Source organism: Salinispirillum marinum, from assembly GCF_042650105.1.
GTDB classification, from domain to species: Bacteria; Pseudomonadota; Gammaproteobacteria; order Pseudomonadales; family Natronospirillaceae; genus Salinispirillum; species Salinispirillum marinum.
On the sequence record NZ_JBHSAL010000001.1, the window covers coordinates 160,206 to 174,906 of the forward strand.

Annotated in this window: 17 protein-coding genes; 7 read left to right on the forward strand and 10 right to left on the reverse strand. The window is 53.5% G+C overall.

What is annotated here, in order from left to right:
- The first annotated feature begins 61 nt into the window (after positions 1–61).
- The 4 genes from ACFOSD_RS00845 (at position 62) to ACFOSD_RS00860 (ending at position 4,636) form a co-directional block, all read left to right on the forward strand.
- A complete protein-coding gene (locus tag ACFOSD_RS00845; protein WP_380694599.1) occupies positions 62–1,513 on the forward strand; it encodes an aspartate kinase in 1,452 nt (483 codons plus the stop codon).
- Complete coding sequence (locus tag ACFOSD_RS00850; RefSeq protein ID WP_380694597.1) at positions 1,501–2,364, forward strand: TPR end-of-group domain-containing protein; 864 nt, start codon at positions 1,501–1,503, stop codon at positions 2,362–2,364. Before ACFOSD_RS00845 ends, ACFOSD_RS00850 begins: the two co-directional genes overlap by 13 nt.
- 327 nt (positions 2,365–2,691) lie before the next feature.
- A complete protein-coding gene (locus ACFOSD_RS00855; RefSeq protein WP_380694595.1) occupies positions 2,692–3,432 on the forward strand; it encodes a peptide arginase family protein in 741 nt (246 codons plus the stop codon).
- 316 nt (positions 3,433–3,748) lie between these two features.
- Positions 3,749–4,636, forward strand: a complete 888-nt coding sequence (locus tag ACFOSD_RS00860; RefSeq protein ID WP_380694593.1) for an FRG domain-containing protein — start codon at positions 3,749–3,751, stop codon at positions 4,634–4,636.
- Between the two features lie 112 nt (positions 4,637–4,748).
- Here ACFOSD_RS00860 and ACFOSD_RS00865 read toward each other — a convergent pair whose 3' ends face one another.
- From ACFOSD_RS00865 to ACFOSD_RS00875, 3 genes are all read right to left on the reverse strand, one after another.
- Positions 4,749–5,036: a type II toxin-antitoxin system RelE/ParE family toxin gene (locus ACFOSD_RS00865; RefSeq protein WP_380694591.1), complete on the reverse strand. Its 288-nt coding sequence runs from the start codon at positions 5,034–5,036 to the stop codon at positions 4,749–4,751.
- A complete protein-coding gene (locus tag ACFOSD_RS00870; RefSeq protein WP_380694589.1) occupies positions 5,023–5,292 on the reverse strand; it encodes a type II toxin-antitoxin system ParD family antitoxin in 270 nt (89 codons plus the stop codon). Before ACFOSD_RS00870 ends, ACFOSD_RS00865 begins: the two co-directional genes overlap by 14 nt.
- A gap of 138 nt (positions 5,293–5,430) precedes the next feature.
- Entirely contained in the window at positions 5,431–6,168 is a 738-nt protein-coding gene (locus tag ACFOSD_RS00875) for an NAD(P)-dependent oxidoreductase (protein ID WP_380694587.1), read from the reverse strand.
- A 139-nt stretch (positions 6,169–6,307) separates the two neighbouring features.
- Here ACFOSD_RS00875 and ACFOSD_RS00880 point away from each other — a divergent pair, with 139 nt between their 5' ends.
- Positions 6,308–7,195, forward strand: a complete 888-nt coding sequence (locus ACFOSD_RS00880) for a LysR family transcriptional regulator (RefSeq protein WP_380694585.1) — start codon at positions 6,308–6,310, stop codon at positions 7,193–7,195.
- On the opposite strand, the gene pdxH is transcribed toward ACFOSD_RS00880, so the two are convergent.
- Complete coding sequence (gene pdxH / locus ACFOSD_RS00885) at positions 7,196–7,840, reverse strand: pyridoxamine 5'-phosphate oxidase (RefSeq protein ID WP_380694583.1); 645 nt, start codon at positions 7,838–7,840, stop codon at positions 7,196–7,198.
- Positions 7,841–8,018: 178 nt separating this feature from the next.
- Here pdxH and ACFOSD_RS00890 point away from each other — a divergent pair, with 178 nt between their 5' ends.
- Entirely contained in the window at positions 8,019–8,714 is a 696-nt protein-coding gene (locus tag ACFOSD_RS00890) for an SDR family NAD(P)-dependent oxidoreductase (protein ID WP_380694581.1), read from the forward strand.
- Between the two features lie 178 nt (positions 8,715–8,892).
- Here ACFOSD_RS00890 and ppsR read toward each other — a convergent pair whose 3' ends face one another.
- Positions 8,893–9,711: a posphoenolpyruvate synthetase regulatory kinase/phosphorylase PpsR gene (gene ppsR, locus ACFOSD_RS00895; RefSeq protein ID WP_380694978.1), complete on the reverse strand. Its 819-nt coding sequence runs from the start codon at positions 9,709–9,711 to the stop codon at positions 8,893–8,895.
- Positions 9,712–9,864: 153 nt separating this feature from the next.
- Here ppsR and ppsA point away from each other — a divergent pair, with 153 nt between their 5' ends.
- Complete coding sequence (ppsA, locus tag ACFOSD_RS00900) at positions 9,865–12,237, forward strand: phosphoenolpyruvate synthase (protein ID WP_380694579.1); 2,373 nt, start codon at positions 9,865–9,867, stop codon at positions 12,235–12,237.
- Positions 12,238–12,366: 129 nt separating this feature from the next.
- On the opposite strand, the gene moaE is transcribed toward ppsA, so the two are convergent.
- The 5 genes from moaE to ACFOSD_RS00925 are packed head-to-tail and all read right to left on the reverse strand — an operon-like array spanning position 12,367 to position 14,698.
- The gene (moaE, locus tag ACFOSD_RS00905; protein WP_380694577.1) at positions 12,367–12,816 is read right to left on the reverse strand and encodes a molybdopterin synthase catalytic subunit MoaE; all 450 of its coding nucleotides are present in this window, start codon (positions 12,814–12,816) and stop codon (positions 12,367–12,369) included.
- 1 nt (position 12,817) lies between these two features.
- Positions 12,818–13,066, reverse strand: coding sequence for a molybdopterin converting factor subunit 1 (gene moaD / locus ACFOSD_RS00910; protein WP_380694575.1), 249 nt, complete (start codon positions 13,064–13,066; stop codon positions 12,818–12,820).
- A complete protein-coding gene (moaC, locus tag ACFOSD_RS00915; protein ID WP_380694573.1) occupies positions 13,063–13,587 on the reverse strand; it encodes a cyclic pyranopterin monophosphate synthase MoaC in 525 nt (174 codons plus the stop codon). The genes moaD and moaC overlap by 4 nt, the downstream gene beginning before the upstream one ends.
- Positions 13,584–14,144 (reverse strand): molybdenum cofactor biosynthesis protein B, encoded by a 561-nt coding sequence (gene moaB / locus ACFOSD_RS00920; protein WP_380694571.1) that lies wholly within the window; start codon positions 14,142–14,144, stop codon positions 13,584–13,586. Before moaB ends, moaC begins: the two co-directional genes overlap by 4 nt.
- Positions 14,141–14,698: a molybdenum cofactor guanylyltransferase gene (locus ACFOSD_RS00925; protein ID WP_380694569.1), complete on the reverse strand. Its 558-nt coding sequence runs from the start codon at positions 14,696–14,698 to the stop codon at positions 14,141–14,143. Before ACFOSD_RS00925 ends, moaB begins: the two co-directional genes overlap by 4 nt.
- Positions 14,699–14,701: the final 3 nt, after the last annotated feature.

The window sequence follows — 14,701 nt, forward strand, 5'->3', positions numbered from 1 at the left end:
CTTTTTACACCCCCATTGGACAATGCATTAACCAACCCGAGCGGGAAGGGAAAACAAGCCCATGAGTGATAAAAAGAACCCATTGCCGATCAGCGTTGAAAAGATCGGCGGCACCTCAATGAGTGACTATGCCGCCATCCGTGACAACGTTGTACTGTTTGACCCCGACCATATCTATGGCCGAATCTTTGTGGTGTCCGCCTATGGCGGTATGACCAACCAACTGTTGGAGCACAAAAAAACCGGCGAACCCGGCGTATACGCCCTGTTTGCGAATGACGACTCCGACTGGGGCTGGGGCGACGCCCTCACCCAAGTCGCGCAAGCCATGTGCGACATCAATGCCAGCCTGTTCAGCGATACCCACTTGCTGCATCAGGCCGACCAGTTTGTGCGCGAACGGGTTGAAGGCGTACGCAGTTGCCTGCTCGACCTCCAACGCCTGTGCAGCTACGGCCATTTCCGGCTGGACGAACACCTATTGACCGTGCGCGAATTGCTGTCGTCACTCGGCGAGGCACACAGCGCCTACAACATGACGCAACTGCTGCGCACCGAAGGTGTGAACGCCCGTTTTGTTGACCTTACAGGCTGGCGTGACGACCGCGAACTGACGTTGAACGAGCGCATCACCGACGCCTTCCAAAGCATAGACCTGAGCAAAGAAATGCCCATCGTGACCGGGTACACCTATTGTACCGAAGGTCTAATGCGTACCTTTGACCGGGGCTACAGTGAAATCACCTTCTCGGCCATTGCGTGCCAATTGAACGTCGATGAGGCCGTGATCCACAAAGAGTACCATCTCAGCAGCGCCGACCCGAAAGTGGTCGGGGCCGACAAAGTGGTACCGATTGGCCGCACCAACTATGACGTGGCCGACCAGCTCAGTAACTTGGGGATGGAAGCGATTCACCCGAGAGCCGCCAAAGGCATGCGCCAGAAAGGCATACCGCTGCGGGTGAAAAACACCTTCGAGCCCGAGCACACCGGCACCCTGATTACGCGCGACTATGTGAGCGAAGAGCCCTGCGTAGAAATCATTGCGGGTAAACCGCACCTGTTGGCGATTGAGATCTTCGATCAGGACATGGTGGGCGAGCGTACACGCTATGAAGAACGCCTGCAGGAGCTGATCAAACGCTTCAAATTGCGCATCCTGGGCCGCGACTCAAACGCCAACACCCTCACCATTTATGCCGATTGCAGCCTCAAAGCGGCTAAGCGGTTGGCCGATGCGTTTGAAGAACGCATACCCTCTGCCCAGGTGACGTCGAAAAAAGTCTCGGTGGTGGCCGCCGTGGGCAGCGACATGGAAGTGGCCGGATTACTGGCGCGCACTGTACAGTCACTGGCCGACCGGAAGATCAATATCCTGGCCATTCACCAAGGCATGCGCCAAGTGGATATTCAGATCATTGTGCACGAAGACGCGTATGAAGGTGCCGTACAAGCCCTGCACGCCGCTTTGATTGAACCGCACAATCACGAATACGCCATATGCGCCGCCTAATCTGTCTGCTCTGCGTGTGCTTGTTGGGGTCCGTTGCCATCGCGCAACAGGCCCCCACCCAGCAGGACCAAACGGCACGAGAAGAGATCAACGAGCTGAACGAACCGCTCTACAACCCCTTCGTAGAGCGCTACCTGCTGGATGAAGTGCGCACCCTGCGCATGGAAATGGCGCAAACCCAAGTGCGCATCACCGAAGCACTGACCGACCGGCAACTGGACACCATGGACCGGGCCATGTCGTACACCACCAACACGGTGACCTACTTTTTCTACCTGATCGCCGCCGTCTCCTCGGTGCTGATTTTTGCCGGCTGGAATTCCCTGCGCGACATTCGTGCCTCGGTACGTAAGCAAGCGCAGTCAGAAATGAGCAAGGTCATTATTGCGTATGAAAAACGTTTGGAAGAACTGGAAAAAGACCTCAAGAAAACCGGCGAAATGATCGAACACAACGCCGATGAAATTGAGCTGACCAACGAGATCCATGCGTTGTGGTTACGGGCTAGCCAAGAGAAAAATGTGGCCAACCGCATTGGTATTTACGACCAGATACTTCACCTACGCCCATGGGACGCGGAAGCGCTCACCTACAAAGCCGACGCTGTACTGGAACTGGATGAGCCGCAATGGGCCATTAACCTGTGCCATTTGGCACTGAGTAAAGACGAGGAATACGCGCATGCGCATTTCCAATTGGCGTGTGCCTTCGCCATGATGGAGCGTGAAGAAGAAGCCTTGCAAGCGCTGCGGAGAGCTATCTCCTTGAATGAGAGCTACGCCGAGGAAGCGCAGTCCGAGCCCGTGCTCAGCCACTTGTTGCCACGACTTGCCAATACCGAAACTGCCTAGGTAGACCAGCCTAATCCCCGGCAATGGACTTTCGGGCTATGCCTCCGGCGCTCCACGGCAGGCCGGGAGTCGCGCCTTGAGGCATAGCCCTACGTCCATTGCCATAGTTAGGCATCATACTAGTACCGAAACTTTCCTTTCGCGGGCACATGCGCGTTTCTCTGCTAAGCTGAACCTAATGAAATGCGCGTTTTTATGGGCGGATTTTTAAAAGCCCATAAAAAAACAAAGAGCTATGTTTACGCTCGCCATGTTTATGCGCGCGATGAAAAAATCACTCAACCAGATTAACGCGTATGCACAGAATTAAAATTGTTAGGAGACTAAATGGCAGACTGGATTCTCCCATTCCAAGGTAGGAACGGCTCCCTGGCCGTTTCGCAGAACTTTCTTTGGCGAACCGAAAATATTTACATCATGGACAATCACCGAGCTGCGCTCTGGTGCTGGCTTCAGCATATGTCTTCAAAATCGCAATACGGCGTCTTTCATATTGATGCGCACTATGACTGCGCAGGGACAATCCGTGACGATGAAATCACGAAATTGCCAGATCTGGGCTCCATTACATTTCAGGATTACTTGGACATTAGCGAAATCGGTCCAGATGGAAAGAAGGTCCCCCTCATCCGTTGGGACAATTACTTATTTCTGTTCGAGAGGCTGTATCGCAGCCAAATTGCCGAGTACTTTTTCGCAACACACGGCAAGGGCGACGAGCCAACCGGTGCGACAAATTGGGAGGAGATAAATATGAGTAGCCTCCCTGCGATGTATGGTGAGTTCCTGCATCGATATGGTGCTGATGGATGGATTCTTAACATAGATTTGGATTATTTTTTCTCTCGGCAGCCGAAAGACTTAGCGCGCCTTCAAAGCGAGCACTATATATCAGAGATATTCTCAGCGACACGTAAGGCGCTTGATTCTGGATTGGTTAGCTGTCTCACCATCTGTCTGAGCCCAGAGTGTTGTGGCGGATGGGAGCCAGCCGAAGAAATCTGCTACCAGTTGTGTGGGGAAATTGGTATTGACTTCCGCTTGCCAGAGAGTTCCCAACACATATGAGACCTCTAGGGGCATTAAATAATAGTTTTTTAGCATCAGTGACTAACATTAAAAGCATGAGCAAACATTCCTACTTCTTTCGTCTACATGGGCTATCGCACCAATTGGCTAAAGCGCACACATATTGAGGTTCACTTATTATGGTTTTCAACGTTATTACGCCGGCTAGTTCAAATTGGCAGTCTCGCAGTAATAGGCATGTACGGACTAACCTTACCCAGACTAAATTCGAATCGATTCTGCTATGTTGGCGGCCATTCATATTCAGGCTCTACCCTAAAACCTTGCTCAGCAATTAACATATCGAGTGCATAAAATGTATGACTTCAACGAACCTCTAGAAATACAAATACCTGCAGCAGAGATACTGGGCTACATCGAGAGTGAATTAGTCGGCACACATCATCGGCTTGGCTTTAGAGGGCAACAAAATGCAGCTTGGAATTTACGACCCTCCTTGGCGCGTTTTTTATCGCGACTCAAGGAAAAAGGTCAAATTGATCAGTCTGCTACTTTTGAAACAGTTGAGCATCGAGTAAAAAATGAGTTCAGGAAGAACCTCCTCTTGAACCGAGATTTGACTCCAGAACAACTTAATAGCGTAGATTTGTGGCAGTACGGACAGCACTTTGGACTCCCAACTCCTTTACTAGACTGGACTCACTCTGCATATGTGGGATTGTTCTTTGCTTTGGCGGAAGATGCCGCCGTCAATGAAAATGGACAGGTTCAGCCACGCTGTCTGTGGGTCATGGATCTTGAGTTATTGGCTCTTATCAATAGCCAAATTCAAGAGGACGTCTGGCCGAGAATGAAAGGGATGATCAAACCAGAGGAATATCTAATGCAGCAGGTTCCTATATTGGAAGTGGTTGGCGAAATCGATGGCTACAACCGGCGCATTGGCTATCAACAGGGATTCTTCACGAAGCACGTCTTTTACGAGTCCCTTGAGGCTTGGGCAACTCGAATAGCAGCGGTTGTGAGCCATGAATGCTGGAATTACCCATTTCTTCGCAAAATCACCTTCGCTCCGGATGAAAAGCAACGGTCAAGTATTTTGGTTAATCTGGACAAAATGAATGTTAACAGCAGAACGTTATTTCCCGATATACAGGGCTCGGTTGCACAAACCTGCTTTGCATTAGAACACCCTAGGAAACAAGGCACGTTGACGTTCTCAGGAACGACAAGGAGACGCTAAATCAAATGGGTATCTCACATTGACAATCAATAAGGGTCAGAGCCATTGATTCCAGGGAGTCAGCATTCTTTATATGAGGAACGGCTATCGAGCGTTTGGCGATTGAAAATGACTAAAGACGCTGGGCAACGTCCTGTCGGCCCAGTATTCTCATAATGTCAGTACGCTCACCAATCACTCGATAATAAATATGGTCAACACCACAAACACTTCGCCGATAACCGTCTCGGATGTGATCAACGGAAGGATATTTGTAAGGCGTTTTGGCTATGTCGTCAAAACGTTTGAACAAGGCTTCATAATAACGTTCGGCCTGATGCTCACCGAACGCCTCGACACCACGCCAGTAGATGCGTGCTAAATCCAATTTCGCTTCATTGCTGAGCTTATAGTGCCGCATTACGACCCAATCCGTTTTTGATTTCCTTCAGGATATCTTCCGGACTTTGCTCGGTGAAGCCGTTTTGTTCAGCGTTGATCAGTTTGGCTCGGATCGTTTCAATGTCTCGGGATGCCTCTTGTTCGCGCAATTGACGTTCTCGAATTAGCTCACGCAGCACTTCACTCTCGTTGCCGTAATGCCCCATTTCAATCTGTGCCTTGATCCAACTGTCTTGCTGGTCTGTCACGGTAATACTTTTCTTCACCATGGCCATACCGACCACCTCGCTTATCAGGAAATAATACGCCTAGGTAGGATAATATACTCCGCCCGATAAAACGAGCTTCAACGAAGGCCCGAGCTTACGACACATAAGCCTGGCCGTCGCTTCACCCGAAACAAACCAACCCCGCTACTCCGCGTTATAGATAACCGGCATTTTACCCTCCCAAGCCTGCCACTCGCTGGCTTTACTCGCCAGTTTGGTCATGAAATGCGCGACGTTGATGCGGCTGACCTGGCCTGCATTAAACACCACGCCCCGAACCGGCGAGGGGTAACATGCATAGGGGCTTACCTCATCTCGGTTCACCAGCCCATCGGGCCGGACAGCGACCCAACGAATGTCGGGATGGTTCTGACCGATTGCTGTTCTTAGAAATTCCGCCGCGTGCTCATTGTCGCGCTGCGGGGGCAAGAGGCAACGAACCAAGCCAATTACCAGACGGTCGCCAAAGCTGTATGTTTCGTTCAGGTCACGGTTGCGGTTGCCATTGGTGTTCATCAAGATGAACTTAGTGGGTGGTCGCATACCGGCCAGTGGGCGTCGGGTGCGAAGGATGGACTGCGTCAGCCGTGTAACGGCATCACGACACAACATCCGGGGTGCGCCAAACATGCCTTTGAAGGTCAGGTTGTGGCCCAGGCAGGAAATCACGCCATCACAGCCCGCTACCCATTGATCCAGCTCGCTGTCGGTCAGCGCCAACAAACTGCCTTCCTTCACAGTGAGATTAGGATAGTGTTGGATTTCTCTCTGCAACGCTGCTGGGTTGCGTGCCACGGTAATGACTTCGTGGCCGAGTTCGAGTAGCTGTTGCGTAACGTGCCGTCCGGTTGCGCCGGTTGAACCGGCAATAAAATATCTCATCCTGTCGTCCTCTTATTTCTGTGGCTCGATTGGGTAGGCCTCCGGTAAATGGTTGACCTGAAACCTGTTGAACGCCAGTATACCCATGCAAATAAAAAGTATAATTGCCCAATAAATACTACTTGGTATGCGTTTTCGTATGGAATGGCGTTCGATACAATTCGACTGGAACAGAACACGGGCCTTTTTGGTGGTGGCCGAGGAAGGCTCTTTGTCGGCGGCAGCCCGTTCACTGAACATGACCCAACCCACACTAGGCCGACAAATTGCGGCCTTGGAACAGGAGTTGAATGTCACGCTGTTTGAGCAGGTGGGCAAGCGCCAGGTATTGACCCAGAGTGGTCAAAAACTGGTGGGTTATGTGAAGCAAATGGCGGACGCTGCAAATCAACTGTCGCTCATGGCGTTGGCACAACGTACCGAACTGTCGGGGCTGGTGACGGTATCCGTTAATCAGTTGGACGCCATGTATCGGCTCCCGCCTGTTGTCCGTAGAATTCGGGAACTGGCGCCCGACATTGAACTGCGGATTGATGTGTCCAACGATGTCGCCGACCTAAAACGCCGGGAAGCCGATATTGCCGTGCGTAGCTTCCGGCCAGAGCAGGGAGACTTGATCACCCGCAAAATTGCCCAAGAGGCTATCGGTCTATACTGCACGCCCCACTATGCCGAGCGGTTTCCGGGTGTTCGACAACTTAAAGACCTTCGCCATGTCGACGTCATCGGTTACGACACCACCAGCAATGTCAAAGACCGTTTGCGCGACTTAGGGGCTGCGAGCGATACCTACCGTTTTCCCATCATCAGTGCTTTTCAACTGCTGCACGTCGAAATGGCGAAGCTGGATCAAGGTTTAATTTTCTTACCCATGGACATAGGCCGAAAGATACCGGAGCTGACCTCTGTATTGCCAGAATCTGTGCCCGTAATGGAAGTACCTATTTGGTTGGTGTGTCATCGAGAGTTGCGCACCAACCCGGCCGTTAATTTGGTGTTTGATACCTTGGCCGAAGCCTTGTTTTAACTACGGCTGCAACCGTTCAATCTCCCACTGCTTCGCGCCACGACGGCTATACATAAAACGATCATGCAACCGATTGCGCCGTCCCTGCCAGAATTCGATGTGATTAGGAACAACGCGAAAACCGCCCCAAAAAGAGGGCAAGGGCACTTCGCCGACTTTGAATTTATTTTTCATTTGCTCGAAGGCTTGTTCCAGTAATTGCCGCGAACCAATGCGCTGGCTTTGATGCGAGGCCCAGGCCGCCAGTTGAGAATCTTTTGGCCGCGACAGGAAATACCGCGTGGTTTCAGCTACGGACATTTGTGTGGCTTCACCATACACAATGACTTGACGTTCAATGGGGTGCCAGGGAAAGTGCAAACTGACTTTCGGGTTACCTTTCAACTCGCGAGCTTTACGGCTTTCGAGGTTGGTGTAAAACACAAAACCTTTGTCGTCTACATGCTTGAGCAACACCATGCGCTGGCTAGGTTGACCGTCCGGGCTGACGGTGGCTACGGTCATCGCCGAGGGGTCATTACTGAACCCGGCGTCCATGGCTTGCTGAAACCAACGCTCAAACTGAATAAAAGGGTTGTTGTCTAATTCGTCTCTGTCCAAGCCGTTCATACTGTATTCACGGCGTAAGGCCGCTAAATCAATCATGATGTCCTACCTTTTACGTCAATTCGGTGCGGCGCTGTTGTCCGCTGTGTAAAACCTGCCGTAATTGTACGCTGATTCCCGCCGATAGGCTCAGTCTCGATAAAAATTTTGTGCACTGTTCAAGCCAAAGACTGCGTTCTTGCGTATAGGCTTTCAACTGACACCTGAGGTACAGCACATGACAACCTGGATTATTGGCGGCGGTGCCATTGCCGCAGCAACCGCTCAACTTGCCGCGCAAACTGGCCCGGTGCACCTATTGAGTCGTCGGCGTTTGGACATCGAAGATGAGAACATAACCATTCACCCGGTTGCCTCATGGGCGTGGGACGATGTGCAGCGAGCCCTGACGGATTGGCCGAAACCCACGCGCCTGGTGGTGGCAACGGGGATGCTGTGGAACGATGATCAAAAGCCCGAAAAACGGTTGGAAGACCTTTCCGCGGAAGCCTTACAGAATGCCTTTTTGGCGAATACCTTGTTGCCGATGAGCGTTCTGCAGGCGGTGTCGGCGCGGCTGACCCGACAAGACCCATTGCAGGCGTTGATCGTCACCGCCAAAGTCGGCAGCATTGCCGATAACCACTTGGGTGGCTGGTATGCCTACCGGGCCAGCAAGGCTGCGGCGAACATGCTGATCAAGAACACCGCGATTGAATGGCAACGGCGTTTTCCAAAGGCCGCGTTGGCGGCCTACCACCCCGGCACGACCGACAGCACCTTGTCACAACCCTTCCAAGCCACCTTACCGCCCGGGCAGTTAAAGACGCCGGAGAAAGCCGCCGAGTGTTTGTGGTCGGTACTTAGCGAACGTTTAACCCCCGAAACTACCGGCCAGTTTTGGCATTGGGATGGCAGTGAGTTGCCGTGGTGATATTGCCCGAAAAACCTCAGAGGCTGGACACCCGCAACGAAGCTTCTGAAACATGTTAGCGAGGCAGGCAGCACAAGGCAAAAACAGGCGAAGAAGCGCAGCCTACTCAATGTAGGTGAGCATTTTGAGCCTGTTTTTAACGCAGTGCTGGCAACGCAGGTAATGTTTCAGTGGTTCGTTAGAGTTGGCGTCGATCCAGTCCAACATCATCCATAATCCTCGTCGCAATCTCCTCGATCGAAAACGTCGTGGTATTGATGAACGTTATCCCTTCCGCTTTAAAGCGCTTCTCCGCTTCGCGCACTTCTAACTCACACTGGCTTAAAGAGGAATACTGGCTATTGGCGCGGCGTTCGTGGCGAATGGCCGACAATTGAAAGGGATCTATGGTGAGGCCATAAATCTTCTTTTTATGCTGCATCAGAATGTCGGGCAGGCCGGGGTTTACCAGGTCATCCATGGTCAGTGGATAATTGGCTGCATGCACCCCGAACTGCAACGCCATGTACAAACAGGTGGGGGTTTTGCCGCAGCGTGACACACCGACGAGGATGATGTCAGCCTTGTCGTACTGCTGTTGGCGGCCACCGTCGTCGTTGTCCAGCGCGTAATTGACCGACTCGATTCGCCGGTGATAGCGGCTGAATTCATTGATGGAGTGGCATTTACCCACGGTATATGAAGACTCGACTCCGAGCTGCTGCTCCAGCGGTTTTAAGAAGGTGGCGAACACATCCACCATATAGCCTTGGGCGCGCGAGATGGCATCCCGAATGTCGACGTTTACGATGGTGTCGAACACAATGGCGGAGGCACCGTCTTCTTGTGTTGCGGTGTTGATGCGTGCTACGGCTGCGGCTGCTTTTTCCGCCGTATCGATGTACGGGATGGTCACACGGCGGAAAGGAATGCCTTCAAATTGGGACAATAGGCTGTTTCCAAGCGTTTCCGCTGTGATTCCGGTGCCATCTGACACAAAAAACGCCGTTCTGCCCATGTTTTGTTCTCCGATGATGAAAGGCATATCTGGAGGTCGATTTTTCATCATCAAGCCACTATTATCAACCACGGGTATTATTTTAATGAAAAGAACCCGCTAACCCACGGGACCACTACCTATACCAACGGCAATAAACACGGAGACACCGCTGTGCCTAATTACGTGATTCGCCTAGACCAAGCGAGAATGAACGATGTGGACAAGGTGGGCGGCAAGAACGCCTCCCTTGGGGAGATGATTCATCAACTCAGCGACGCGGGCGTCCGTGTTCCCGGCGGCTTTGCCACCACGGCACAAGCCTATCGTGATTTTCTGGCCCATGATGGCTTGGCCGACCGCATCAACGCCGCATTGGATGCGTTAAACGTTGACGACACGCGTGCGTTAATGGAAACCGGCAAAAACATCCGCAGTTGGATCATGCAAGCCAACTTCCAAGACGAATTAAATACCGCGATTGATGCGGCCTACGCGGAAATGGCGGGTGACGATACTAACTTGAAAGTCGCCGTGCGCTCATCAGCCACCGCGGAAGACTTACCGGATGCCTCGTTTGCCGGGCAACAGGAAACCTTCCTGAACATTTCCGGGCTGGACAACATCAAACACGCCATTAAAGAAGTGTTTGCCTCCTTGTATAACGACCGTGCTATTTCTTACCGCGTACACCAGGGCTTTACCCACAGTGAAGTGGCGTTATCGGCCGGCATTCAGCGCATGGTGCGCAGTGAAACCGGTGCTTCGGGCGTGATGTTCACCTTGGATACCGAATCCGGCTTCCCGCATGCGGTGTTCATTACTGCGGCCTACGGTTTGGGTGAAACCGTGGTACAAGGGGCAGTAAACCCCGACGAATTTTATGTCTTCAAACCCACCGTTAAAATGGGCGCACCCGCTATCCTGCGCCGTACTCTGGGCTCGAAAGCGATCAAGATGATCTGCACCGGCCAAGGCAGTGCAGGCCATGCCGTGGAAACCGTGGATGTTGCCATGGCCGACCGGCAGCGTTTCTGCATCAGCGACGCCGACGCCGAGGAACTGGCACGTATCGCCATTACCATTGAAAACCACTATGGCCGTCCGATGGACATTGAGTGGGCCAAAGACGGCGACGATCAGCAGCTCTACATCGTGCAAGCGCGCCCAGAAACGGTGAAAAGCCAAACCGCCGGTTCAAACTCCATTGAGCGCTATGTCCTGAAAGAAAAAAGCAAAGTGCTGGCGGAAGGCCGTGCGATTGGGCACCGCATTGGTGCTGGCCCGGTGCGCGTGGTGGCTGGGCTGGAAAACATGCATGACGTGAAGCCCGGCGATGTGCTGGTGACGGATATGACCGACCCCGATTGGGAGCCGGTGATGAAGCGTGCATCTGCCATTGTGACCAACCGGGGCGGTCGTACCTGCCACGCCGCAATTATTGCGCGTGAATTGGGCATTCCCGCCATTGTGGGTTGCGGCGACGCCACCGAAAAACTGAACGACGACCAGATGGTGACGGTGTCTTGCGCCGAGGGCGACACGGGCACGGTGTATCACGGCAAGCTGCCGTTTGAACATCAGAACGATGACATTCAAACCCTGCCTGACCTGCCGTTTAACATCATGATGAACGTGGGTAACCCCGACCGCGCGTTTGATTTCCAATTCCTGCCCAATGCAGGTGTGGGTTTGGCGCGCTTGGAGTTCATCATCAACCGGATGATTGGTGTACACCCGAAAGCGCTGATCAATTTCGACGACCAACCCGCCGAACTGCAGGCCACCATTCGCAACCACATCGCCGGTTATGCATCGCCTGTGGATTTCTACGTTGACCGTTTAAGTGAAGGTATCGCTACCTTGGCGGCCGCTTTTTATCCGAAAAAAGTGATTGTACGGATGTCCGATTTCAAATCGAACGAGTATGCGCACTTGATCGGCGGTAAAGCGTACGAGCCGGAAGAAGAAAACCCGATGCTCGGTTTCCGCGGGGCTTCACGCTACATTTCAGAAGATTTCCGCGATTGCTTTGCCCTGGAATGCCGGGCTTTGAAGCGCGTACGCGACGAAATGAAACTGAGCAACGTGGAAATTATGGTGCCCTTCGTGCGCACCCCGGCGGAAGCCGAACGTGTGGTAGCTTTGCTGGGCGAACATGGCTTACGTCGTGGCGAAAACGGCCTGCGGGTGATCATGATGTGTGAAATTCCATCGAATGCATTGCTGGCCGACCAGTTCTTACAGCACTTCGACGGGTTCTCCATTGGCTCCAACGACATGACGCAGCTTACGCTGGGCTTGGATCGTGATTCCGGCATCATTGCGCACCTGTTCGATGAACGGAACGACGCCGTAAAAGCCTTGCTGGCGATGGCGATTCAAGCCTGTAAAAAAGCCGGAAAATACGTGGGCATCTGCGGCCAGGGGCCATCTGACCATCCCGATTTTGCGCGCTGGCTGATGGAGCAAGGCATTGATAGCGTATCGCTGAACCCGGATTCGGTGTTGGATACCTGGTTGTATTTGGCGAAAGAGCAGCCGTAACGGCTTAGCCCTGAGCGAAGGCTGTCCGTAGGAGCGCAGCCCTCCGCGCGAATGGGGTATGTAGGAGCGCAGCCCCCTGCGCGAACCATTTACCGTAGGAGCGTAGCCCCCTGTGCGAAGATTCGGCTCCTACTGCCAACGCTCCGCGCGTTGGGTGTCTTCGTCTCGTGCGTCCACCCAGCGCGCACCGTCTTTGGTTAGCTCTTTCTTCCAAAACGGTGCCGTGGTTTTCAAGGTATCCATGATGTACTCACAGGCCGCAAAGGCATCGCCACGGTGCGGGCTGGTGACGCCCACCCACACAATCTGATCCGCCGCGCGAAATTCTCCCACCCGATGAATGATACTCACATGCCCTAAGGCCCAGCGCTGGCGTGCATGATCTTCCAAGTCGGCAAGCGCTTTTTCGGTCATACCGGGGTAGTGCTCCAACAGCAAACCGTGCACTGTGGAGCCTAAATTCATATCCCGCATCCGGCCCACGAAACTGACCACCGCACCGTCCGCCGTATTGTTGTGCACCAACGCAGCGTATTCATCGGATACGGAAAAATCGTTTGTTTGCACCCGCACAGCCATATCAGCCTCCCGTGACCGGTGGGAAAAACGCCACTTCGTCGCCCGGTTGGACTATGGCATCGAGCTTTACCATGGTCTGATTTACGGCACACAGAATATTGCCGTCTAAGGCTGCCCACGCGTCGCCCTGGGCACGCAGTTGCGCCTTGAGGTCGCCTACCGAGCCCGGCGATGCCCACGGCCATTCAAGCTCGGCCTGTGGCAAGGTTTCCCGCAAACGGGCAAAGAATAGGATTCGAACGGAATTCATGCGTCGTTCTCTCCCGCCTCATCTGCATCCGCCGGGTTGCCCGCAACGTCGGCCTGCCAATGGCCGGTTTTACCGCCGCGCTTTTCCAACACACGAATGCCCTCAATCACCATACCGGGGTCTACCGCTTTACACATATCAAACAAGGTCAGTGCCGCTACGGACACCGCCGTTAAGGCTTCCATCTCAACACCGGTTTGCCCACTGAGCTTACAGAGCGCACGAATCGACACGCCGCTGCGTGCGTCGTCTAAGGTGAAATCCACCTGAATCTTGCTGAGCATCAAAGGATGACAAAGTGGAATCAAATCGGCGGTGCGTTTCGCGGCCTGAATCCCCGCTATGCGGGCCACCGACAGTACATCACCTTTTTTGTGCCCGCCGTCAGCAATCAGGCGTAGGGTGTATGCCGACATGCGCACAAAGCCTTCGGCCCAAGCCTCACGCACCGTCACCGCTTTGGCCGAGACATCCACCATGCTGGCTTCACCCGCCGCGTTCAGATGGGTTAACGCCGTCATGCAGACACCTCAACGCCATCACGGGTGGCGCATTGCTCCACACTCAAATGCATATGCGGAACGAAATTGCAGGGCTTGTGGGTGCTGTTCAATTGTTCGGCCAGAATACCATCCCACGCGGTACGACAGGCGTTGGTGGAACCCGGCAAACAGAAGATCATCGTACCGTTGGCTAAACCCGCCATGGCACGGCTTTGGATGGTGGACGACCCTACGTCTTGCAATGACAAATGGCGAAACAATTCGCCGAAACCTTCTACCGTTCGATCAAACAACACCTGCAAGGCTTCGGGTGTTGAATCACGGGCGGTTAATCCGGTGCCACCGGTCACCAGCACGGCGTTAACACCCGCATCCGCGATCCACTGCGACACCACAGCCCGCAGTTGGTACACATCGTCCGGCACCAACGCTCGTGCGGCCAAACGATGCCCCGCGCTGCGCAAGCGTTCAACCAAGGCATCTCCGGAGGTGTCATTGGCGGCTGTACGTGAATCGGATACGGTTAACACGGCGATGTTCAGAGACACAAAATGCGCCGCTGCATGATTGCTCATGACTCACTCCTCTGCTGTTCGTTTAGCCATTCATCTAGGTAATTAAAATTCTTCATCCGTTCTGGTGCCCAAACGGGCAACCACACCACCTGCGGCGTTATCGTGCGCAACCAAGCCCGAATAGAACGCTGACGCTTGTCCGGGTGGTTCAAACAATGTTGGAGCGCCGCCAGATTGCCCGCACTGGCCTGAACTTTAAGCGGAAATAGACTGTCTTCATGCGCCACATTCTGCTCGGCATGCTGCACCACCAGCTGCACATCGGCCGGGGTCAGAAGGGGCATGTCGACCGGCAGGATCAACAAACTATAATCGGGGTAGGCCAACAGCGCGGCTTCAATTCCAGCCAAGGGGCCAGCGAAACCGACGCGGTGGTCGGCTAGGCCATCGGCATTGTTCAACACCACGGTCGCGCAGTGCGCCTGCAGCACGGCCATGGCGTGTTCAGCCCAGGTTAACCCTTGTGCGGTCCGTATGCGGGCTTTGTCCTGCCCCATGCGGGATGACGTACCACCGGCAAGGACAATACCCACCGTGTTTACTTCCGCCGCCATACC

Coding starts and splice junctions, on each gene's coding strand:
- ACFOSD_RS00845 (WP_380694599.1), top strand. CDS start 62: ATGAGTGATAAAAAGAACCCATTGCCGATCAGCGTTGAAAAGATCGGC.
- ACFOSD_RS00850 (WP_380694597.1), top strand. CDS start 1,501: ATGCGCCGCCTAATCTGTCTGCTCTGCGTGTGCTTGTTGGGGTCCGTT.
- ACFOSD_RS00855 (WP_380694595.1), top strand. CDS start 2,692: ATGGCAGACTGGATTCTCCCATTCCAAGGTAGGAACGGCTCCCTGGCC.
- ACFOSD_RS00860 (WP_380694593.1), top strand. CDS start 3,749: ATGTATGACTTCAACGAACCTCTAGAAATACAAATACCTGCAGCAGAG.
- ACFOSD_RS00865 (WP_380694591.1), bottom strand. CDS start 5,036: ATGCGGCACTATAAGCTCAGCAATGAAGCGAAATTGGATTTAGCACGC.
- ACFOSD_RS00870 (WP_380694589.1), bottom strand. CDS start 5,292: ATGGCCATGGTGAAGAAAAGTATTACCGTGACAGACCAGCAAGACAGT.
- ACFOSD_RS00875 (WP_380694587.1), bottom strand. CDS start 6,168: ATGAGATATTTTATTGCCGGTTCAACCGGCGCAACCGGACGGCACGTT.
- ACFOSD_RS00880 (WP_380694585.1), top strand. CDS start 6,308: ATGGAATGGCGTTCGATACAATTCGACTGGAACAGAACACGGGCCTTT.
- pdxH (WP_380694583.1), bottom strand. CDS start 7,840: ATGATTGATTTAGCGGCCTTACGCCGTGAATACAGTATGAACGGCTTG.
- ACFOSD_RS00890 (WP_380694581.1), top strand. CDS start 8,019: ATGACAACCTGGATTATTGGCGGCGGTGCCATTGCCGCAGCAACCGCT.
- ppsR (WP_380694978.1), bottom strand. CDS start 9,711: ATGGGCAGAACGGCGTTTTTTGTGTCAGATGGCACCGGAATCACAGCG.
- moaE (WP_380694577.1), bottom strand. CDS start 12,816: ATGGCTGTGCGGGTGCAAACAAACGATTTTTCCGTATCCGATGAATAC.
- moaD (WP_380694575.1), bottom strand. CDS start 13,066: ATGAATTCCGTTCGAATCCTATTCTTTGCCCGTTTGCGGGAAACCTTG.
- moaC (WP_380694573.1), bottom strand. CDS start 13,587: ATGACGGCGTTAACCCATCTGAACGCGGCGGGTGAAGCCAGCATGGTG.
- moaB (WP_380694571.1), bottom strand. CDS start 14,144: ATGAGCAATCATGCAGCGGCGCATTTTGTGTCTCTGAACATCGCCGTG.
- ACFOSD_RS00925 (WP_380694569.1), bottom strand. CDS start 14,698: ATGGCGGCGGAAGTAAACACGGTGGGTATTGTCCTTGCCGGTGGTACG.